The sequence below is a fragment of the Lactococcus sp. LG1267 genome, from assembly GCF_017309545.1.
Lineage (GTDB): Bacteria > Bacillota > Bacilli > Lactobacillales > Streptococcaceae > Lactococcus > Lactococcus petauri.
The window spans coordinates 1533656-1555783 of record NZ_CP071295.1 but is presented as its reverse complement, the minus strand read 5'-3'; the positions used below and the strand labels follow the sequence as shown (position 1 = coordinate 1555783).

Below are 22128 nucleotides of genomic sequence, written 5' to 3'. Positions count from 1 at the left end.
TTTATAAGACACGGTATGCTATAATCAAGAAGAGAGTTTTCAAGAGAAAGTATATAATTTATGAATTATAATAAGTTGTTTACGCGTTTGAATGAAAAATTAGCAGAAAATGATATCCACCTAAGCTTACAATGCGTAGGCGGTTTTGTCTTGGAGTATCATGGTCTAAAAGCTACAGAGGATATCGATGCCTTTTATGAATCAACTGCGAAAGTTGAGGAAATTATTGCTGAGATTGGGCAAGAATTTCATGTCGGAACGGCTAATGAACCTTGGTTAAGCCATTCTATCGGTCGCATCATGTCACTTTCTGATGAAGATAAAGTTTTAATCTTCAAGGCAAGTCATCTCGAAGTCTATTTGTCTTCCTTGCAGTCAGTTTTGATTGACAAAATTCAAGTGGGCAGAGCCAAGGATATTCCTGATATTGCCCAGATTATGAAGAAGTTAAACATTGAGCGTCCAGATACGCTCCTTGATTTACTCAACAATTATTCAGAAGGAACTTCAGATCCTGCGGTTGTTTTAGAAGCTTACGGTCTCGCTTATGGCCAAGAAGCGTTAAAAAATTATTTAAAAGAAAATCCCGAACTTTTGAGGCTATTATAAATGAATTGGAAAGAATATTTTGAAGCTGCGGCTCAAAAATCAAGAGGAAATGCGCGGCTCTGGCTCCGCTATTTGAATAAAGCAATCCAGCGTGAACAAACTTTTTTGACACAAGACGATATTGATTATCTTCGGCAGTCAGAGCACTTGTCGTATTTTCAGCGCTTTTTCTTGACTTTAGCAGTTGAGGAAGGGAGCAAAGCTTGGGAAATGACGGTTTCTTTATCCGAACCTGCTCAATTTTCACGCTTGAAAGCCGTCGCCCAAGAGTTAAAAAATTAAAAGAATATAAAGTAAGAAATAAGAATTGCTGAAGCGGCAGTTCTTATTTTGACAAAAAGGAGCAAGAGATGATTCAACTCACGAAATTTACCCCCCCAACGCTTGAAGAAAACTTAAGACCAGTTGGACTGACAGATGATACAATGGCGCAGAGAAGGCAGGAATTACTTGATAAAATGACCCAAGATAATTTTGATTGCTTAATTATCTATGCGGACCTAGAACATGGAAGTAACTTTGAGTATCTTACAGGTTTTCTCCCGCGTTTTGAAGAAGCCCTGCTTGTCCTTCATAAGGATGGTAAAGCTTATCTTGTTTTAGGTAATGAAAACCTAAATAAAGCAGATAAGGCAAGGTTAAAAGCAGAAGCTGTACATATGCCACATCTTTCTCTACCTAATCAGCCTATGAATACTCAAGAAACAGTTGAAGAAATCTTAAGTCAATGTGACCTAGAGCATACTCAAAAGATTGGTTTAGTGGGGTGGAAAAACTTTACCAGCACAAAAGAGGATAATTATCAGCTTTTCGATTTACCTCATTTCTTAGTTCACGCTGTCCAAAGTTTATGTCCAAAAGCCATACTAGAAAATGCTACACGTCTTTTTATCGGGGAAAATGGTGTTCGCACAACAAATAATGCAAACGAATTTGCCCATTATGAATTTGGTGCTGCTTTGGCAGGACGATGCATGTTAAACGCGATGAATCAGATAGAGCTTGGAAAAAGTGAAATGGAAGTTGCAAGAGAATTATCAGACCTTGGACAAGCACATAATGTCGTTACAATAATGGCAACAGGCGAACGTTTTGTAAAGGCCAATATCTATCCAAACGATAAAGTCATTAAAAAGGGAGACAAACTTTCCCTAACGACAGGGTATAAAGGAGGCCTCCAAAGCCGAGGAGGCTATGCAGTAAGTCAAGTTTCTGATCTTCCAGATGAAGAGAAAGATTATCTTTCGGCTGTTGCAAAACCTTATTTTAATGCCGTTAAAACGTGGTTGGAAGCAATCAAGATAGGTATGCAAGGCCAAGAGCTGTATAACAAAATAGAAGAAGTTTTGCCACAAGAAAAATACGGTTGGACTTTAAATCCTGGTCATCTCTCCGCTGATGAAGAATGGATGAGCTCACCAGTCTACCCGCAGTCAACAGAAAGTATCGAGAGTGGCATGCTGTTCCAGATTGATATTATTCCATCTGTTTCTGGATACGGTGGTGTAAGTTGTGAAAGTGGCATTTTCTTGGCGGATGCACAGTTAAGACAGGAGATAAAAGAAGCGTATCCTGACATTTGGGGGCGCGTGCAAGAGAGAAGAGCTTATATTCAAAATGAATTAGGCATCACACTTCGCGACGAGATACTTCCAACAAGTAGTGCAACAGCTTATTTACGTCCTTTTATGTTGGATAAGACGTTAGCTTTTACTGTAAAATAAAGAAGCCCACCTGGGCTTTTTTTGTTTTTAATAGATAATTTTTAAAAGCGAGTGATTTGTTATTTGATAAACATTTTCGTGATGGGTGTTTCGTATATCTAAACAATAGTATATAGAATCATCACTCAAAATGTAATAATTCAGAAGTGTTAAGCGCTTTATTTTCTCTAAAAACTTGAACATATCTTTTGACTAACCTTATTCATTTTGTGATAATTATTTAAGAAGTACAAAAAAATATTAGAAAAATTGGAGATAATAATCATGTCATTAATCGGAAAAGAAGTTGCACCTTTCGTCACTGAAGCTTATCAAAATGGCAAGTTCTTGACAGTAAACTCAGATGATCTTAAAGGAAAATGGAATGTCATCGTATTTTACCCTGCAGACTTCTCTTTTGTTTGTCCAACAGAATTGGAAGATTTACAAGAACAATATAGTATTCTTAAAGATTTGGGCGTAGAAGTTTATTCATGTTCTACAGATACACATTTTGTTCATGCAGCTTGGCACGAGCACAGTGAAGCTATTGGTAAAGTAGAATATCCAATGCTTGCTGATCCATCACAAAAGATTTCTCGTATTTTTGATGTATTGGATGAAGAATCTGGTTTATCACAACGTGGTTCATTTATCATCGACCCAGATGGTGTTGTGCAAGCTGTCGAAATCACTGCAGACGGTATCGGCCGTGATGCAAGCCAATTAGTAGATAAAGTGCGCGCAGCACAATACATTCGTAAGAATCCAGGTGAAGTCTGCCCTGCCAAATGGAAAGAAGATGCAGAAACTTTGACACCAGGTTTGGACTTAGTCGGTAAAATTTAATTTAATAAGGCGAAGTAGATTACTCGCCTTTTTAAGCTAAAAAGAATGGAAAGATAAAATGTTAGAAGAGAATCTTAAAGCGCAACTCAAACAATATTTAGAACTTTTAGAAAATGATATCGCATTACGTGTCAAAGCAGATCCTGAAGATGTCAATGGTAAAAAAGTTCGCAAATTTGTCAATGAAATTGCTGAAATGTCACCACGTATAAGTGTTGAAGAAGCTAAGTTAGTCAAAGCTCCTGGCTTTTCTGTCGTTCGCAAGGGAGAAATGAGGGGTATTGCTTTTGCTGGTATTCCTTTAGGTCATGAATTTAACTCGCTTGTTTTGGCTCTTTTACAAGTAAGTGGTCGCGCACCAAAGATTGAAGATGACCTCAAAAAACGTATTCAAGCCATTGATAAACCTTATCATTTTGAAACTTATGTAAGTTTGACTTGTCATAACTGTCCAGATGTTGTCCAAGCCTTGAATATCATGAGTGTTCTTAACGAAAATATTACGCATACGATGATTGAAGGCGGCATGTTCCAAGACGAAGTCAAATCTCGTGGTGTGATGGCTGTGCCAACAGTTTTTGTTAACGGTGAGGAATTTTCAAGTGGGCGCATGAGTCTTGAAGAAATATTAAATAAACTCGTTGGTCAAGCTGGAAGTGAAGAATTTGATGATAAAGATCCTTATGATGTTCTTGTTGTTGGCGGTGGTCCAGCAGGTGCAAGTGCGGCTATTTATGCAGCACGCAAAGGGATACGCACAGGTATTTTAGCAGAAAAATTCGGTGGTCAGCCATTAGAAACTCTAGGCATTGAAAACTTGATTGGGACGACTTATACTGAAGGACCAAAGTTAGCTGCTCAACTGGAAGAACATGTCAAAGCCTATCCAGCTGATATTATGAAAACACAAAAAGCAGTGAAATTAGAGAAAAACGACCTGCTTGAAGTGACTCTGGAAAATGGAGCTGTCCTACAGTCTAAAACGGTTGTATTATCAACAGGAGCACGTTGGCGTTCACTTGGTATTCCAGGTGAGGAAGAATTCAAAAATAAAGGAATTGCTTATTGTCCGCATTGTGATGGACCGATCTTTGCAGGTCAAAAAATTGCCGTAGTTGGGGGAGGAAACTCGGGGATTGAAGCAGCCATCGATTTAGCTGGTGTAGTTGAACATGTGACTGTTTTAGAATTTTTACCAGAGCTTAAAGCAGATAAAGTTTTACAAGAAAAACTCTATTCACTGGATAATGTTACGGTTCTGACCAATGTAGAAACGAAGGCTATTCATGGTACAGATAAAGTTGAAAGTCTAGATTATGTCGAGCGTGATACTCAAAAAGAAGTAAACCTCGAATTATCAGGTGTCTTTATTCTTATCGGTCTTGTGCCTAACACAGAGTGGCTTGAGGGAGTAGTAGAGCGTAACTCACGAGGCGAAATTATCGTTGACAAGCAAGGGGCTACTAATGTACCTGGTGTATTTGCTGCAGGGGATTGTACAGATTCAGCTTATAAACAAATTGTGATTGCTATGGGAAGTGGTGCAACAGCTTCTCTGGGTGCTTTTGACTATCTCATTCGTCATTAAAAATAAAACCATCTTGAAACATTTCGAGGTGGTTTTATTATCTTTTAAGTTTGTGCTAAGTTTCACGTACTAAAATTGTAGCATTCGTAAAATGTTTTTGCTATAATATTAAAGTAAAAATTGTTTACAAATGTAAATTAAACAAAATCTTGGAGGATTTATTAATGACTAAATTACTTGTTGTAAAAGGACATCCTTTGACAGCTGAAGACAGCTTCTCAATTAAAGGCTTGGATACTTTCGTATCAGCCTATAAGACTGCAAATGCAGATGATGAAGTAGAAGTACTCGATGTTTTCTCTGCCGACATTCCTGAAATTGATCAAGACATGGCTTCTGCTTTTATTGCAATGCAAAATGGTGTAGACTTCACTGCCTTGTCTGAATCACAACAAGATAAAGTTGCACGTTTTGGTGCCTTTACAGAACAGTTCCTTTCAGCAGATAAGGTAGTCATTGCGAGTCCATTGTGGAACCTTATGATTCCTGCTAGCCTTAAAAAATGGATTGATACAGTCAATGTTGCTGGTAAAACTTTCCGTTACACAGCAGAAGGACCAAAAGGTTTGGCAACAGATAAGAAAGTTATGCACTTGCAAGCAAGCGGTGGTATGTACAATGGTCAAGATACAGGTAGCCAATACATGAAGACTATCTTTGAATTTATTGGTACAGACTTCTCTTCACTTAGTGTTGAAGGTCATGCTTACCAACCTGAAAAAGCTGAAGAATTTTTGGCTGAATTCCTTGGTAAAGTAGAAACTGCAGCACAAGAGTTTTAATTCTGGTAAATCTCGGATATTAGTTGACCCATATTTGTTTTTATATTAAAATTAAATAAGAAATAAATAAAAGAAAGAGCATTTTTTTGAAATGCCATGGGAACAACCTTATGATTAAATTTAGTATTCGTGCAGAAAATGTGGAAATTACAGATGCAATTCGTTCATATATCGAAGATAAAATCGGTAAATTAAATAAATACTTTAATGATGGACATGAAGTCACAGCCTACGTGAATATTAAGTCTTATTCCGATAAGCGTAATAAGGTTGAAGTAACTGTGCCAGCTAAAAATGTAACTTTAAGAGCAGAAAATACTGCTCTAGATGTACTTGCAGCTATTGATTTAGTGGAAGAAAAGTTAGAACGACAAATTCGCAAATATAAAACGCGTGTAAACCGCAAATCAAAAATAAATGTCCCAACTGGCTTAGCCTTTGGTGACGAATTTGCTCCTTTAGATGCCATTGATGAGATTGAAGAAGATACTGTGAAAATCGTCCGCACGAAACGTGTTGATCTTAAACCGATGGATGCGGAAGAGGCAGTGCTTCAGATGGATATGCTTGGCCATGATTTTTATGTTTTCTTGGATGCCTATACTAATCGTACGAGTGTTGTTTACCGACGTGCCGATAAAAATATTGGTTTAATTGAAACAGACTAAGATAAAAAAGACTGGATTGATATCCAGTCTTTTTTATTATGATATTAATCTTTATTTATATTTTTCTTCTAACTTACTCATCCAGAGACCTAATACAAGTCCAATTACAAAGAGTAGAGCACTCATAAAGAAGGTTGAGAGAGTTGCACCTGCATAATTGATGGCTTCGGCACTTTGTGTAGGTACTACAATCAGCAATGTACTTGAGAGTACTAAACCAATGATAAAGTTGTAAACTTTAGAATGGAAATTAATAAGAAGTTTCTCCATTAATTTTGAAAAACTTACTAGAGCAAATAATCCACCAATGGCAATAGGAAGAAACACACCGAAAATATCACGGTTTTTAAAACCTTCGAGCATCGGAGAGAAAAGTCCAAGAATCAAAAGAAGATTTGATGGACTAAGTCCAGGTACCAAAACACCTAAGGCAATTAAAATACCTGCAAGGAAGAAACCAAAGAAGTTTGCCGGAACCGTCCCTGCAATGGCAGGTAACATATATAAAATAAGTGTTGACAAAACAAATGTGAGGATTAAAGTAAAGGTATCACTTTTATCACGAGCCTTCTGACGTGTGCTTTCTTTAAAGAGAGAAGGGAGTGTTCCTAAAATTGCACCTGCAAACCCCCATAATACAATTATCTGATAATGCGCTAACACCCACTCAAGAGGTCGACTAAGGAGAACTAAGCCTAAAATCCCACCAATACCAACAGGAAGGAAGAAAAGAAAATTCTTCTTGAAATCCTGACGAATATGAGCCAAGAAATGGAGCATACGTTCATAAATCCCTAAAATGGCTGCAAGAACCCCGCCAGAAACACCAGGAAGAATGAAGCCAAGAGCAATAATCATTCCTTTAATCAATCGAAAAATCCAGTTCATATTATCACTTTCTATTTTTAAACTTTTGCGACTATTATATCATAGATTACTTATACGAAACATATTTATCATACAAGTCGATAAAATACAAACTAGGATATATTCGAAATTTTACACTTTAAAAATAATTTTACTATCTTTTTTTGTATTTTTACATTAAAATAGAAGGCATAATGCATTTTTATATGATGATAGTATACGAATAAATAAAAAAGGAGGAAAAAGTGAAAGAGGTTAGACAACCGAAATATCAGCAAATTGCTATATTAATTGCGGAAAATATTGTACGCAACGAATTAAAAATCGGTCAAAAAATTTATGCAAGATCGACCTTAGCAACAACTTTTGGTGTTTCTCCCGAAACAGCACGAAAAGCAGTAAGCATTCTTAGTGATTTAGGGATTGTGGATTCGATTCATGGAAGTGGCGTTGTTATTGCTTCACGTCAAAAAGCTCAAGAGTTTTTGACTCAACATCAAGAAGTTAAGTCAATTCAGGATTTACAAGCTGATATTTTGAAAAGTGTCGCTCGCCAACAAAAGGAACTTGCCAATTTTTCATCGACTTTAGATAAACTCGTTGGACAAACAGCACACTTTCAAAAATCCAATCCAATGACTCCGATTGAACTTGAGCTTAATGAACCTTCCGAAAACTTAGGTAAAACTATCGGAGAAATGAACTTATGGCAAAATACAGGTGCAACCGTTATTGCCATCTTACAGAATGACGAATTAATTATTTCGCCAGGCCCATATGCGACATTGAACCAATATGATACCTTGTATTTTGTTGGTGGAGCAGATTCTTTACAAATTATTCAAAATTTCTTTTATAAAAATTAGTTTTGACATTGAGAAATATCTTTCTATAGAGACAGGCAATAGGAACTGTCACTATAGAAAGATTTTTTCATATTTAGGCAATTTAAGATATTTGTAAGTTTACTTATTTGACAAAGTGACAATACCTTGTTATTATGGAATGGTCACTTTGATGAACATTAAATAATGAAATGTATTTAATTATTAAGAGTAAAGGAGAATATTTTGCCAGTAAAAATTAAAATTGAGCACTTAACCAAAATATTTGGTAAACGTGTAAAAACTGCTTTGGCAATGGTCGAGCAGGGTGATTCGAAAAACGAAATTTTAAGAAAAACAGGTGCGAGTGTCGGTGTTTATGATGCCAACTTTGAAGTAAATGAAGGCGAAATTTTCGTTATTATGGGACTTTCTGGTTCAGGGAAGTCCACACTATTACGTTTACTTAATCGTTTGATTGAGCCAACAAGCGGTAAGATTTTCATTGACGGTGAAGATGTTGCTACGTTAAATAAAGAAGATTTGCTGAAAGTGCGTCGCAAAACGATGAGTATGGTTTTCCAAAATTTTGGTCTCTTCCCTCATAGAACGATTCTTGAGAATACAGAATATGGTTTGGAAGTACAAAACGTACCAAAAGAAGAGCGGCGCAAGCGTGCTGAAAAAGCTTTAGACAATGCTAACCTGCTTGATTTTAAAAATCAATATCCAAATCAACTTTCAGGAGGGATGCAACAACGTGTCGGCTTAGCGCGTGCTTTAGCCAATGATCCAGAAATTCTTCTGATGGATGAAGCTTTCTCAGCTTTGGACCCATTGATTCGTCGTGAAATGCAAGATGAACTTTTGGAACTTCAAGCAAAATTCCAAAAAACAATTATTTTCATTTCGCATGACTTGAATGAAGCATTACGTATCGGTGACCGTATTGCCATTATGAAGGATGGTAAAATCATGCAGATTGGTACAGGTGAAGAAATTCTTACTAATCCTGCTAATGATTACGTTAAAACCTTCGTGGAGGATGTCGATCGTGCAAAAGTTATCACAGCGGAGAACATTATGATTCCTGCCTTAACAACTAACATTGACATTGATGGTCCAAGTGTAGCGCTTAAAAAGATGAAGACAGAAGAAGTAAGTTCTTTAATGGCTGTCGATAAAAAACGTCAATTTTATGGTGTTATTACCAGTGAAGCAGCTGTTCAAGCAAAACAAGCGAATAAATCTCTTCGCGAAGTTCTCATGACAGATGTTGGACAAGTTGGTAAAGAAACATTAGTAAGTGATATCTTACCTATCATATATGACTCTCCAACGCCTGTTGCCGTGGTAGATGACGAAGGATTCCTCAAAGGTATTCTTATTCGCGGACGAGTACTTGAAGCTTTAGCAGATGTAGACGATGAGGAGGTAAATAATGATTGAGTTAGCAATAGGTAAGATACCCTTAGCAGATTGGGTTTCGACTGCAACAGATTGGATTACAAGCAATCTAAGTGCTGGTTTTGATATTATTCAAAAAGCTGGTACAGCAATTATGGATACAGTAACTGCGGGACTTACAGCTGTACCATTTTGGTTAATGATTATTGTTGTTACTTTCTTGGCAGTTTTAGTTTCTGGACGTAAAATTGCCTTCCCTATCTTTACATTCTTAGGTTTAGTTCTTATTGCCAATCAAGGTTTATGGACAGACTTGATGAATACAGTAACATTGGTCTTGCTTTCTAGTTTAGTTTCTATTATTATCGGTATTCCTTTAGGTATATGGATGGCTAAGTCCGAACTTGTTGCTAAGATTGTGCAGCCCATTTTGGACTTCATGCAAACCATGCCCGGTTTCGTTTACTTGATTCCGGCCGTTGCTTTCTTTGGTATCGGTGTGGTCCCTGGTGTATTTGCCTCAGTTATCTTTGCTTTGCCACCAACAGTTCGTATGACAAACTTGGGTATTCGTCAAGTTTCTACTGAATTGGTCGAAGCAGCAGATTCTTTTGGGTCAACACCAAGACAAAAGCTCTTTAAGTTAGAGTTTCCGTTAGCAAAAGGAACAATTTTAGCAGGTGTTAACCAAACTATTATGTTGGCACTTTCAATGGTCGTTATTGCTTCAATGATCGGTGCACCTGGTCTTGGACGTGGCGTCTTAGCGGCTGTTCAATCTGCGGATATCGGTAAAGGTTTTGTAAACGGTATTGCTTTAGTTATTTTAGCTATTATCATTGACCGTTTCACTCAAAAACTTAATGTTGCCCCAACTGAAAAACAAGGCAATCTGCAACTTAAGAAATGGAAAAAAAGAGGAGCGTTAGTAGCCCTTATCGTTCTTATCATTGGTGGTATTTCTGGTGTTACACTTACGAAAACAGCAGCAGATAAAAATGTTGAGCTTGTATATATGAACTGGGACTCAGAAGTTGCATCTATTAACGTATTAAGTCAAGCTATGGAGCAACATGGATTTGACGTTAAGAAGACAGCTTTAGATAATACAGTTGCTTGGCAAACTGTAGCAAATGGTCAAGCTGACGGTATGGTTTCTGCTTGGCTCCCAAACACTCATGAAACACAATGGAAAAAGTTCAGCAAGTCCGTTGAATTACTTGGCCCTAACCTTAAAGGAGCTAAAGTTGGTCTTGTCGTACCAAGCTACATGAAAGCAAATTCTATCGAAGACCTGAAGGATCAAACAGATAAATCAATTATCGGTATTGAACCTGGTGCTGGTGTTATGGCCGCAACAGAGAAGGCTCTGAAAGATTATGATAACTTGAAAGATTGGAACTTAGTACCATCGTCTTCAGGTGCGATGACTGTTGCCCTTGGTGAAGCTATCAAGCAACATAAAGATATCGTAATCACTGGCTGGTCACCTCACTGGATGTTTAATAAGTATGATTTGAAATATTTAGAAGATCCTAAAAACTCAATGGGTAAAGCTGAAGACATCAATACTATTGTACGTAAAGGACTTAAAGAAGATAATCCTGAAGCTTATAAAGTATTAGACAAGTTTAACTGGTCTCAAAAAGATATGGAATCTGTAATGCTTGATGTTCAAAATGGTAAAACACCAGAACAAGCAGCAGCAACATGGATTAAATCTCATAAAGAACAAGTTGATAAATGGTTTGAAGACTAATACATAATTAATCAAAAACTAAGCAATATTGCTTAGTTTTTTTTTAGAAAATGCCTTAAAAAAACAATCCGTATTTTTATCATGACAGTAATAATATGGTAAAATTAGAGTATTGAAAATTACAAAATTTGAAAGGAAAGAAAAATGAAATTATTTCAACACAACACCCTTGCAGCTTTGATGTCAGGACTTTATGAAGGAACCTTAACGATTGGAGAGCTTTTGAAAAAAGGCAACTTTGGTATTGGAACCTTGTCAGGTATCAATGGTGAGTTGATTGTCTTGGATGGCAAAGCTTATATTGCAACAGGAGACAAAAAAGTACGTCAAGTAGAAGACAATGAAACTGTCCCATACGCTGCAGTATCTCATCATGAAGCAACACTTTCTTTCCAACAAGAAGAAAAAATCGCCAGCGAAGAACTCTTCAAAAAAATTGAAAATGAGTTTAATAGCGAAAATACCTTTTATACAATTAAAATGACTGGTGATTTTGATATGATGCATGTGCGCATGGCTCCAGGCGCAGCAGAAGGCGAACCTTTTGCTAAAGTAGCAGAAAATCAACCCGAATATAAAGAGGAGAACGTCAAGGGAACTATCGTCGGTTTTTGGACTCCAGAAATGTTTCATGGTGTAAGTGTCGCTGGATACCATCTGCATTTTCTTGCTGATTCATGCAATTTTGGTGGCCATATTTTAGGATTTACTGGCTTTTCCGGTAAAGTAGAAATAGGCCAAGTGGATGCCTTAGAGCAAAACTTCCCAACAAAATCTCAAAACTTCCTCCAAGCCAAATTTAATCTTGATCAACTCAAAAAAGATATTGAACAAGCGGAATAAAAAAACTGCAGAAATGCAGTTTTTTATGTGAACAGCTTCTATTTTTTGCGTATTAATTAATGAATAACACCAAAAATGGAGGCTGCATGATTAAAAACTTTGAAATATTACGTTTAAAAAAAGCAGGAATGTCTAATTTAGGGATTTTGAAACTGATTGATTATCAGAGGAGGCATGAAGCAAAACTCACTCTACGCCAGTTAGCGCGGATTGCAGAGGTCAAAACTGTCCCTAATTTTATTGAGAGTTATAAGAGTCAAGATGTGAAACGACTTCGTGAGCAATACAAAATTTTCCCCTCCTTTTCCATTTTAGATGACATTTATCCCGAATGGCTGAGAGAAACATATAATCCGCCTGCCCTCCTTTTTTACCGAGGAGATCTTAAATTGCTTAGTCTTCCTAAACTTGGGTTTGTAGGTAGTCGTGAAATGTCTAAGGAAGCACCAAGAATAATCCATAAGCTTATTGAGGAATTAAAGCAAAACTTTGTTATTGTGAGCGGATTAGCACGCGGTGTTGACACCTCAAGCCATGTAGCAGCTGTAAAACAAAAAACTCCAACCATTGCTGTCATTGGTAATGGGTTAGATATTAGTTATCCAAAAGAAAATCGTAAATTACAAGAATACTTAGCAGCACATGAATTAGTTTTATCAGAATACCTTGTAGGAGAGCAACCCCTCAAGTTTCATTTCCCAGAGAGAAATAGAATCATTGCTGGTCTTTCCCGTGGTGTTGTTGTTGTGGAAGCAAAACAACGTAGTGGTAGCCTTATCACAAGTCGTTATGCTTTAGAGGGTAATAGAGAAGTTTTTGCTGTACCTGGAGATATTTTGAATAGAAATGCTTCTGGCTGTAATCAATTAATCCAACAAGGTGCAGCCAAGCTTGTCACTCATGGACAAGATATTTTAGATGAATTTTATTTATATGAAGGGAATTTCTTTCCTTAATTTTTTATAAAAATTGAAAATTTATAAATCTATGTAAAATTAGTAAAACCAAGGACTGACAGAACTTTTTTCCTTTTAATAAATGTTTAATTCTCCTATAAGAAAAACACTTTTGGTTTTATTACTTGACATCTGACCTAAAAGCCTATATTATTAGACTATTGAAATTTGAAAAAATAGGTAAATATATGGCGAAAGCAAGTGAAAAACAAACAACTACAAAAAAGAAAACGAGCAGTAAGAAAACTGCGAGTAAAAAGAAAACAAAAATTGTTAAAGGCAAAAATCTCGTAATTGTTGAGTCACCTGCTAAAGCAAAAACAATTGAAAAATATTTAGGGCGAAACTACAAAGTTGTGGCATCTGTTGGGCATATACGTGATTTGAAAAAATCAACAATGTCCGTAGACATTGACAATGATTATGAACCACAATATATTAATATACGTGGAAAAGCACCGCTGATCAATTCTCTTAAAAAAGAGGCTAAAGCAGCAAAAGCTGTTTACTTAGCAAGTGACCCGGACCGAGAAGGAGAAGCCATTGCTTGGCACTTGGCACATATTTTAGGTCTTCCTTTGGAAGATAAAAATCGGGTTGTTTTTAACGAAATTACTAAAGATGCTGTTAAAAATGCATTTAAAGAACCACGTAGTATTGATGTTGATTTGGTAGATGCACAACAAGCACGTCGTATTTTAGACCGTTTAGTTGGGTATTCAATCAGTCCAATTCTTTGGAAAAAAGTTAAAAAAGGATTATCAGCTGGTCGTGTCCAGTCTATCGCCCTCAAACTCATTGTTGATCGAGAAAACGAAATTAATGCTTTTATCCCTCAAGAATATTGGTCAATTGATGGCGAATTTAAAAAAGGAGCTAAAAAGTTTAAAGCTGCTTTCTGGGGTATTGATGGTAAGAAACGTGCACTAAATAACAATGATGATGTGATGGAAGTTATGTCTCGGTTGTCTGGTCCAGATTTCGATGTCGATAAAGTAGAGAAAAAAGAACGTCGTAGAAATTCACCACTTCCATATACAACAAGCTCAATGCAACAAGATGCGGCCAATAAAATTAATTTCCGTACACGGAAAACCATGATGGTTGCCCAACAACTATATGAGGGGCTCACATTGGGTGCACAAGGCCACCAAGGGCTGATTACCTATATGCGTACCGATTCAACACGTATCTCTCCAGTGGCGCAAGGCGTAGCTGCAGACTTCATTACAGAGCGTTTTGGTGCTAAGTATAGCAAGCATTCGTCAAAAGTTTCTAATAAAGCCGGAGCTCAAGATGCCCATGAAGCAATCCGTCCCACTAATGTCCTTAATACCCCTGAAGCAATTGCAAAATATTTAGACAAAGATCAGTTAAAACTTTACACTTTAATTTGGAATCGCTTTGTGGCAAGCCAAATGACAGCTGCTATTTTTGATACGATGAAAGTAAACCTTTCACAAAATGGTGTAATTTTCATTGCCAATGGCTCACAAGTTAAATTTGATGGTTATTTAGCTATCTATAACGACTCTGAGAAAAACAACATGCTTCCTGATATGGCAGCTGGAGATATTGTTAAGAAAGCAAATCTCAAACCTGAACAGCACTTTACTCAGCCGCCTGCCCGTTACAGTGAAGCAACTTTGATTAAAGTCCTGGAAGAAAATGGAGTTGGCCGTCCATCAACATATGCACCAACTCTTGAAACAATCCAAAAACGTTATTATGCCCGTTTAGTGGCCAAACGTTTTGAACCAACTGAACTAGGCGAAATTGTAAATAAACTTGTGGTTGAATTTTTCCCGAACATTGTAAATACTGAATTTACAGCCGAAATGGAAAAAGATCTGGATAAGGTAGAAGAAGGACAGCGTCGCTGGGTTGATGTCGTTGATCAATTTTATAAACCTTTTGCCGTCGAACTTGAAAAAGCCGAAGTTGAAATGGAAAAAATCGTCATTAAAGACGAACCAGCTGGTTTTGACTGTGACGTTTGTGGACATCCAATGGTAATTAAGTTGGGACGATATGGCAAATTCTATGCATGTAGTAATTTCCCTGAATGTCACAATACCAAAGCCATTGTAAAAGAAATTGGCGTAACATGTCCAAGTTGCCACAAAGGGCAAATCATTGAACGTAAGACAAAGAAAAATCGTCTTTTCTATGGTTGTGATAGATACCCTGAATGCGAATTTACAAGCTGGGATAAACCTGTTGGCCGTTCTTGTCCAAAATGTGAACACTATTTGGTAGAAAAGAAAGTCCGTGGCGGTGGCAAACAAGTAGTATGTAGTAATGAAACTTGTGACTACAAAGAGGAAAAACAAAAATAAAGTCATTTTACATAATTAATTTTATGTTTAATAATATAGAAAGTTAAAATGAATAAAACACATATAAACGTTATTGGCGCAGGTCTTGCGGGTTCTGAAGCTGCTTACCAAATTGCAAAACGTGGCATTCCTGTAAAACTTTACGAAATGCGTGGCGTTAAAGCTACGCCTCAGCATAAAACAGACAAATTTGCCGAGTTGGTTTGTTCAAATTCTTTCCGTGGAGCAGCAATCACAAATGCTGTGGGACTACTGAAAGAGGAGATGCGTCGTTTGGATTCTGTCATGATGCAAGCTGCCGAAAAAACACAAGTGCCAGCTGGCGGAGCTTTAGCAGTTGACCGTGAAGAGTTTTCAGCTTTTATTACTCAAGCTGTTTCAGAAAACCCTTTGATTGAGGTAATCCGCGGTGAAATTACAGATTTACCTAACTTAGACGAAGAAATTACAATTATTGCAACGGGTCCCTTAACAAGTGATGCTTTAGCTGCAAAAATTCATGAATTTAATGGTGGAGATGGATTTTATTTTTATGATGCTGCAGCTCCGATTATTGATGCGAATACAATAGATTACGATAAAGTCTATAAAAAATCTCGTTACGATAAAGGAGAAGCGGACTATATCAATTGTCCAATGACAAAGGAAGAATTCAATAATTTCCAACAAGCTTTAATTACTGCTGAAGAGGCTCCGCTCAATTCATTTGAAGATCTAAAAGTTTTCGAAGGCTGCATGCCAATCGAGGAAATGGCTAAACGTGGTTATAAAACAATGTTATTTGGTCCAATGAAACCTGTTGGATTAGAATATCCTGATACATATACAGGTCCACGTGATGGTGATTTTAAAACGCCTTATGCCGTTGTACAGTTGCGCCAGGATAATGCTTCGGCATCTTTGTATAATATCGTAGGTTTCCAAACTCACCTTAAGTGGGGGGAGCAAAAACGTGTTTTCCAAATGATACCTGGATTAGAAAATGCTGAGTTTGTACGTTATGGTGTAATGCATCGAAATTCATACATGGATTCTCCCAACCTACTCAAGCAAACTTTCCAATCAAGAAAACAAGAAAATCTTTTCTTTGCCGGTCAAATGACTGGTGTAGAAGGTTACGTTGAATCAGCAGCAAGTGGTTTGGTTGCCGGAATAAACGCTGCTCATCTTTTTAAGGGTGAAGAAGAAATCATATTCCCGCAAACAACAGCTATTGGTGCTCTCCCATATTACATCACACATACAGACAGTAAACATTTCCAACCTATGAATGTGACCTTTGGTATTGTCAAAGAACTTGAAGGTCCGCGTATCCGTGATAAAAAGGAACGTTATACGAAGGTTGCTGAGCGAGCATTAGAAGACTTAAGCCAAATCATTGAAAAAATGTAATAATAAAAACCTCTAAATTAATAGAGGTTTTTATTATTAAGTGTATTTTACATAAAATTAATTATGTAAAACGCTATATATTTATGCTTAAAATATCATCTAAGGCGATTCTCCGCACCAAGTTCTCTTCTTTAATATAAAGTAAATCATAGTCAATACCAAAAATTTTACCTTGAGAAGTAGTTTCTTGCGAATTTTGCAAAAAGCGTATGCTAACGGATTTTTGTCTGCTCCAAGCATATTTCAATTCATAAATAATTTCTTGTTGTGACATTTTTAGAGTAGTATTATTCATTCGATTCTTTCCACTTATAGTTTTTATCTTAAATTAATAGTCTACTTAAATTTTACCAGTCTTGCTTATAGTTCGTCAAGTGCATTTTTCTGTTCTTGACTAATAATATGGGTGTAGAGGTCAGTAACCTGTGTTGAAGAATGTCCGAGCTGATGACTTACCAGAACTTGAGAATTGGTTTGTGCGTAAAGGCGAGTCGCTAAGGTGTGACGAAGTTTATGTGGTGTTATTCTTACTTTAAAAGCTTGCGAGTACTTAGAGACTAACTTTTCAATGCTTGATCCATCAATCCGAGAAGCTTGCCCTCGGTAAATAGACAAGAAGAAGGCTTTATTACTTTTTTCTGGTTTATAACGCTGTTCACGAATCTCTAAGTAGTTGAGTAGATAAAGCTCAGCAAATTTTGCGATATTAACGGCATCCCTTTTGCCCCCTTTACGTGTAACTTCCACAACTAGAGTCTTCATATTCAAATCAGCTATATTGATATTAACAGCTTCAGACAGACGTACGCCAGAAGCCAACATCAGCGCAATAATCGCTAAATCACGTTCTTTATTTTTATTAAAAGAAGAGAGGGCTCGATTAGACAAACTTTTTTCGTATTCATTATCAATAAAATCCAGAAAACCTTGTGTTTCATCGCCTAAAAACAGTTTTCCTTTAATATTCTCAGCCCTGGAAGCCAAAGTTTCTCTATTTTTTTGAATCTGCACTTTTTTCATAACATTACGGTAAAAGTATGGCTCGCCATTTACGCCTTCAGCTTGCTCCGTAAGATATTTAAAAAGGCTGGAAAGTGCAGCTAAAGTACGTTTTACTGAGTTTTGTGTTAGTCCAGACTTATTATTTTGACGTGGTTTTTCACGTAAGTAGAGGATATAACCTTCAATGTCAGAACGTGCTAGATTTTCTAATGTATCTAAATCTATACCAGAAATATTTTTTGCTTTGCTGACATCACTATCAATAAGCCAATTAAAAAATCTCTCGTATTCTAAAAGATATTGATAGAGCGTAGTCAAGCTATAAGGAATACTAAGCTTTGATTGATAATATTCCAAAACGAAGTCGGGCATACGTTTTTTTATGCGGTCAATATTTGCAAGTAGAAGTTCACGTTTCATAGTTTTTTAAGTATACCATAAATTTATAAAACTTTCAAGAATATTATAGTTTTTCGGAAAGATGTCATAGGATATTCCAAAATCTCTCTAAACTATATACTCAGCAAGTTTAATAAATTCTTTCTATTTATTTATTTTTTCGAATATAATTATATCATAACTTCTATAAATAAATAGGTTTGAACTTGACTGTTGAGCCATTTAAAGTAATTTTCTATTGAAGTTTACTAGGCTACATTAAAAGATAAAAATGATCTGTACCGTTGACATGTACAGCTTGGATTATCTTCACTTTATTTATCCTTCCTGGAGGTTATTGCTGATAGATTATATTATAACATAACCTTTTATTAGACATCTTTCCGAAAAACTTGTGTTATAACTCTCTTTTACTTAAATTGAATTCATATTATCTCCAATAATGTTATAATGGTCTTTACAATTTTCTATAGAGAAAGGACTTAATCCCATGGATTATTATTTTAGAAAAGCTACTATAAACGAAGTTAAACATATTTTTGACCTCATTCAAAAAGGAACAAAATAATTTCTGTTCTTTTTTGATATATGAGTTACCCACGGTGCTAGCTAATCAACTAATGTCTATTTAAAACGCTAACTCCGCTTGAGAATTTCAAAGTTCGATCTGGTATAAATTCATCACATTTAATTTCCTATAATGTAATGAAAATGTATATTTTTTTTATTAAATTTTTTCATTTTTAACTCAATATTTTTTATCTTTACTCAATTTTAAAATCCACCTCGAGTATAAGTGTTTTATTTTAATTGTTGTTCTATTTTTTCCAATCTAACATCCATGTCTATAAGAAGATCTGTTTGAATTTTTTGTATTTCCATATTAATAGGCTGGTCTTTTTGAATCAAATGATCCAATTTAGAATGCAAAAGTCGGATTTCTAATTCTGATTTTTTATTTATATTATAATCATTTTTTGAACTCAGACGATCATATGTTGCAGAGCGATTTTGACTCATCATAATTATTGGAGCTTGTATTGCCGCAATCATAGACAATGCTAGATTAAGTAGAATGAAAGGGTAGGGGTCAAAATGAAGTCCAAAAAGGTGTATTGTATTTACTATAATCCACAAGATTAGAATCGAAAGGAAAATAAGAATAAAAGTCCATGATCCTCCGAAATTGGAAACGACATCTGCTAACCTTGTTCCTATTGTTTTAGTTTTGTCCAAAGATGCCTGTACGTCTACTTCTTGATAATCACCACTGTTGTGAAACTTTTTAAAACGCCTGTCCATCTTCGCATTTACCTTATTATCTTGAGTGATCATTTGATTAATTCTTTTTTTTTCTATAATTGACTAAGCTTTTTTGACTAATAAAATTATCTCCTGATAAATAGGGGAAATCATCTTTTATCAAAGCTTTTAAACTCTCATCCAGTTCATTAACCAATAACCCTTCGTCTAGACTATGCACTTTTTTTGTGACTAAGTCAATATATGTGTTATTCATCTCTCTATGCCTCCGCTCTACATTTTGCTCAGATTTCATTAAACTTTCATTATAAATCTTGAAGGAAAGTACTATGGCAAAACTATACCATAAAATTAAATTCATAAGCAAAAAATATATTTACTAAATTTTTTACGTGTTATTCCTACTATTCTTTATGGATTTTTTAAGTTATAATAAACAAAGTATACAAAACGGTAATTATCCCCTATGGAGAAAATATGAAAAAAACATTATTAATTATCGAAGATAATGATGAAATTCAATCAATATTAACGAACCAATTCAAAAATGAATATGTAGTTATTTCTGCCTTTTCTGGTACAGAAGGACTACTTCTTTTTGAAAATAATAATATCAATCTTGTTATTTTAGACGTTATGCTTCCAGGAAAACAAGGAGATCAAGTTCTCAAAGAATTACGTTTAAAAAATAATGTACCCATTATTATTATGAGTGCCCTAGGAGATAAAAAGAAAATTAGTGAATTTCTTTTAAACGGTGCCAATGATTACGTAACAAAACCTTTTGATTTAGATGAATTATCTGCTCGAATAGCTGTGCAACTCAGGAATTCAAATACAACTGAATCCAAATATTCTCAATTAAGCTTTAAACAAATAACTCTGAATTCTTCAGATTTTTCATTAAATAATAAGGAAGAAAAAATCATACTTGGACGTATAGAATTTGAGATTATTTATCTTTTGATGAGTCATCCAGAAAAAATTTTTACTAAAGAACATCTCTATGAAGTTGTTTGGAAAGAAAGTTACTTAGCTGGCGACAATACAATCAATACTCACTTAAGTAATCTTCGAAAAAAAATAGCTCAACTTGACCCTAAAAATAATTATATAGAAACCTTATGGGGGTTAGGTGTAAGAATGGACAAATAGATGTATAGTATAGGAATAATTATTTTTGCTTTAATTATATTTGTTATTCTGCTTTTAAAATATTATTTTCTTAACAAAGCATTGAATAAGCTTAGTCACGATATTAGATACAAGATAAATAATAAATCTAATTTATTAATTACTCATGCAACAAATAATGCTACAATCGAAAAATTGAGCAAAGAAATCAATTTTATGTTTGATGCTTTATCTGAAAGTCAAAAGTTAGAAAAATATGAAAGAGAGTCTTTTAATCTTGCCTTACATAATATTGCTCATGATATTCGTACTCCTTTAACTATTGCCAACGGTTATCTTCAGCAAACTATTAAAAATTCACCCGCTGAAGATATGGCTCTAATAAAAATAAAAAATAACTTAGAAATTGTCTCCAAAAGGTTGACAGTTTTGCTAGAGTATCAAGCATTACTCGAAAATAAAAAAATTGAAATTGAAGTAATCAACTTAAATACTCTACTTAAGAATATATTTCTACAGTACTATGATCGTTTAACTGATAAAAAATTTAACGTCAGTTTTGATTTTCCAAATGAAGAATATTATATATATAATAACTCAGATGTATTTGAACGCATTATGCAAAACATTTTAGGGAATGTATTAAAACATGGTAAAAATAATCTTTCGGTAAAACTTACTTCTAACAAAAATAGAGCTTCAATTATTATTAAAAATGAAACTCAGCAGCAAATTGTTGCAATAGAAAAATTAACCAATCGTTTTTACTCTGAGAATTTATCTTCGTTTGAAGTTTCTTCAGGTTTAGGACTTTATATTGTCAAAGAATTAGTTGAACAGACAAATGGTGAATTTGATATTTTTTATAATTCCCCCGTATTTATTACTATATTGAATTGGGAAATAATCAAAAAGGCATGAACCTAATATTTAGGGACTCATGCCTTTTTGATTTACTTTTATACTTTATAATTCTTGCCGTTTGAACCAAATATAACTAATTGAACTCCAAATAATAATAAAGACAATTGAAAAAAGCGAAACATTCAACCAGTAGTCTTTTGGCATCGAAAGGAATGTATTATTGATATTGCCTTGAAAGTCAAAATATTGAATGATTTTACTTTTGGGGAATAAAAGGACGGAGACTGTAGACAGTAAAACAGGAAACGAAACCGTAGCTATAACCGCTGCTACATTTGAACGAGACACATATAGAATTAATATTGTCAAAGCAAATATCGCCTGAAGTGAAAGAAATTGTATTCCCATTGATTGAAAAAAACTGTATAAGAAATTTTCTTTAAAAACACCAATACCAGAAGAAATACTTGCAATAGAAAAAGCAAGTACATAGTAAAAGAGATATTCAGCTGCTGACAGAATAAGAAAGGTAACATATTTTGAAACAAAAATTATTTGACGTGAAAATCCAGAACTAATTAAATTCTTAATGGTTCCATGAGTTAAATCATAACCAATACTAAGAATGAAAAGCGGAAGGTAAAAATATATTAACGCCCCTGCCATCAAACTTGTACCCACAAGTGCCGTAGCTCCTGTCCAACTACTTCTTTCAATATTATGTACTACATTCATAAAATCATCTGATTGAATCCCTGCAAGAAAAGTCGTATGGCTAGAGACATTCACTAATACCATTACAAACAAAGCAATCTGGGTAAGATAAAATATCTTTGAATGTAAAATCCTATAAAAATCAGCTCGAATAATATTAAACATG

Annotated in this window: 22 protein-coding genes; 16 read left to right on the top strand and 6 right to left on the bottom strand. The window is 35.1% G+C overall.

What is annotated here, in order from left to right; genetic code table 11:
• The first annotated feature begins 60 nt into the window (after positions 1-60).
• The 7 genes from J0J33_RS07600 to hpf all read left to right on the top strand — a co-directional run bounded on the left by J0J33_RS07600 (position 61) and on the right by hpf (position 6199).
• Positions 61-609, top strand: a complete 549-nt coding sequence (locus J0J33_RS07600) for a DUF6036 family nucleotidyltransferase (protein WP_046401186.1) — start codon at positions 61-63, stop codon at positions 607-609.
• Positions 610-891 (top strand): hypothetical protein, encoded by a 282-nt coding sequence (locus J0J33_RS07595; RefSeq protein ID WP_019293959.1) that lies wholly within the window; start codon positions 610-612, stop codon positions 889-891.
• A 68-nt stretch (positions 892-959) separates the two neighbouring features.
• The gene (locus J0J33_RS07590; protein WP_206887367.1) at positions 960-2333 is read left to right on the top strand and encodes a Xaa-Pro peptidase family protein; all 1374 of its coding nucleotides are present in this window, start codon (positions 960-962) and stop codon (positions 2331-2333) included.
• 264 nt (positions 2334-2597) lie between these two features.
• Positions 2598-3161, top strand: coding sequence for an alkyl hydroperoxide reductase subunit C (gene ahpC, locus J0J33_RS07585; protein ID WP_017370399.1), 564 nt, complete (start codon positions 2598-2600; stop codon positions 3159-3161).
• 58 nt (positions 3162-3219) lie between these two features.
• Entirely contained in the window at positions 3220-4749 is a 1530-nt protein-coding gene (ahpF, locus tag J0J33_RS07580) for an alkyl hydroperoxide reductase subunit F (protein WP_206921653.1), read from the top strand.
• Between the two features lie 164 nt (positions 4750-4913).
• Positions 4914-5531 carry an FMN-dependent NADH-azoreductase gene (locus J0J33_RS07575; RefSeq protein ID WP_017370397.1) on the top strand — a complete coding sequence of 206 codons (618 nt, stop codon included), beginning with the start codon at positions 4914-4916 and terminating at the stop codon, positions 5529-5531.
• A 110-nt stretch (positions 5532-5641) separates the two neighbouring features.
• The gene (hpf, locus tag J0J33_RS07570) at positions 5642-6199 is read left to right on the top strand and encodes a ribosome hibernation-promoting factor, HPF/YfiA family (protein ID WP_019291678.1); all 558 of its coding nucleotides are present in this window, start codon (positions 5642-5644) and stop codon (positions 6197-6199) included.
• A 51-nt stretch (positions 6200-6250) separates the two neighbouring features.
• Here the strand turns inward: hpf and J0J33_RS07565 are convergent, their stop codons facing one another.
• Positions 6251-7087 (bottom strand): DUF368 domain-containing protein, encoded by an 837-nt coding sequence (locus J0J33_RS07565; RefSeq protein WP_019291677.1) that lies wholly within the window; start codon positions 7085-7087, stop codon positions 6251-6253.
• 224 nt (positions 7088-7311) lie between these two features.
• On the opposite strand from J0J33_RS07565, the gene J0J33_RS07560 reads away from it, so the two are divergent.
• The 7 genes from J0J33_RS07560 (at position 7312) to trmFO (ending at position 16586) form a co-directional block, all read left to right on the top strand.
• On the top strand, positions 7312-7932 hold the full coding sequence (locus J0J33_RS07560) for a GntR family transcriptional regulator (protein ID WP_019291676.1): 621 nt from the start codon (positions 7312-7314) through the stop codon (positions 7930-7932).
• A gap of 204 nt (positions 7933-8136) precedes the next feature.
• The gene (locus J0J33_RS07555; protein WP_014024780.1) at positions 8137-9339 is read left to right on the top strand and encodes a glycine betaine/L-proline ABC transporter ATP-binding protein; all 1203 of its coding nucleotides are present in this window, start codon (positions 8137-8139) and stop codon (positions 9337-9339) included.
• The gene (locus J0J33_RS07550) at positions 9332-11056 is read left to right on the top strand and encodes an ABC transporter permease/substrate binding protein (protein WP_206887366.1); all 1725 of its coding nucleotides are present in this window, start codon (positions 9332-9334) and stop codon (positions 11054-11056) included. Before J0J33_RS07555 ends, J0J33_RS07550 begins: the two co-directional genes overlap by 8 nt.
• 144 nt (positions 11057-11200) lie before the next feature.
• Positions 11201-11899 (top strand): acetolactate decarboxylase, encoded by a 699-nt coding sequence (gene budA / locus J0J33_RS07545; protein ID WP_046401190.1) that lies wholly within the window; start codon positions 11201-11203, stop codon positions 11897-11899.
• Between the two features lie 86 nt (positions 11900-11985).
• Positions 11986-12855, top strand: a complete 870-nt coding sequence (dprA, locus tag J0J33_RS07540; RefSeq protein WP_019293953.1) for a DNA-processing protein DprA — start codon at positions 11986-11988, stop codon at positions 12853-12855.
• 188 nt (positions 12856-13043) lie between these two features.
• Entirely contained in the window at positions 13044-15194 is a 2151-nt protein-coding gene (topA, locus tag J0J33_RS07535) for a type I DNA topoisomerase (protein WP_206887365.1), read from the top strand.
• Between the two features lie 48 nt (positions 15195-15242).
• Positions 15243-16586: a methylenetetrahydrofolate--tRNA-(uracil(54)-C(5))-methyltransferase (FADH(2)-oxidizing) TrmFO gene (trmFO, locus tag J0J33_RS07530; RefSeq protein WP_046401193.1), complete on the top strand. Its 1344-nt coding sequence runs from the start codon at positions 15243-15245 to the stop codon at positions 16584-16586.
• A gap of 73 nt (positions 16587-16659) precedes the next feature.
• On the opposite strand, the gene J0J33_RS07525 is transcribed toward trmFO, so the two are convergent.
• From J0J33_RS07525 to J0J33_RS10815, 4 genes are all read right to left on the bottom strand, one after another.
• A complete protein-coding gene (locus J0J33_RS07525) occupies positions 16660-16881 on the bottom strand; it encodes a hypothetical protein (protein WP_019292266.1) in 222 nt (73 codons plus the stop codon).
• A gap of 65 nt (positions 16882-16946) precedes the next feature.
• A complete protein-coding gene (gene xerS, locus J0J33_RS07520; RefSeq protein WP_019293950.1) occupies positions 16947-18008 on the bottom strand; it encodes a tyrosine recombinase XerS in 1062 nt (353 codons plus the stop codon).
• A 780-nt stretch (positions 18009-18788) separates the two neighbouring features.
• Positions 18789-19322, bottom strand: a complete 534-nt coding sequence (locus J0J33_RS07515) for a DUF1003 domain-containing protein (protein WP_240265522.1) — start codon at positions 19320-19322, stop codon at positions 18789-18791.
• A 4-nt stretch (positions 19323-19326) separates the two neighbouring features.
• Positions 19327-19611, bottom strand: coding sequence for a hypothetical protein (locus tag J0J33_RS10815; RefSeq protein WP_240265521.1), 285 nt, complete (start codon positions 19609-19611; stop codon positions 19327-19329).
• A 116-nt stretch (positions 19612-19727) separates the two neighbouring features.
• On the opposite strand from J0J33_RS10815, the gene J0J33_RS07510 reads away from it, so the two are divergent.
• Positions 19728-20405, top strand: a complete 678-nt coding sequence (locus J0J33_RS07510; protein ID WP_019293948.1) for a response regulator transcription factor — start codon at positions 19728-19730, stop codon at positions 20403-20405.
• Positions 20406-21305 carry a HAMP domain-containing sensor histidine kinase gene (locus tag J0J33_RS07505; RefSeq protein ID WP_206887309.1) on the top strand — a complete coding sequence of 300 codons (900 nt, stop codon included), beginning with the start codon at positions 20406-20408 and terminating at the stop codon, positions 21303-21305.
• 45 nt (positions 21306-21350) lie between these two features.
• Here J0J33_RS07505 and J0J33_RS07500 read toward each other — a convergent pair whose 3' ends face one another.
• Positions 21351-22127: an ABC transporter permease subunit gene (locus J0J33_RS07500; protein ID WP_019293946.1), complete on the bottom strand. Its 777-nt coding sequence runs from the start codon at positions 22125-22127 to the stop codon at positions 21351-21353.
• Position 22128: the final 1 nt, after the last annotated feature.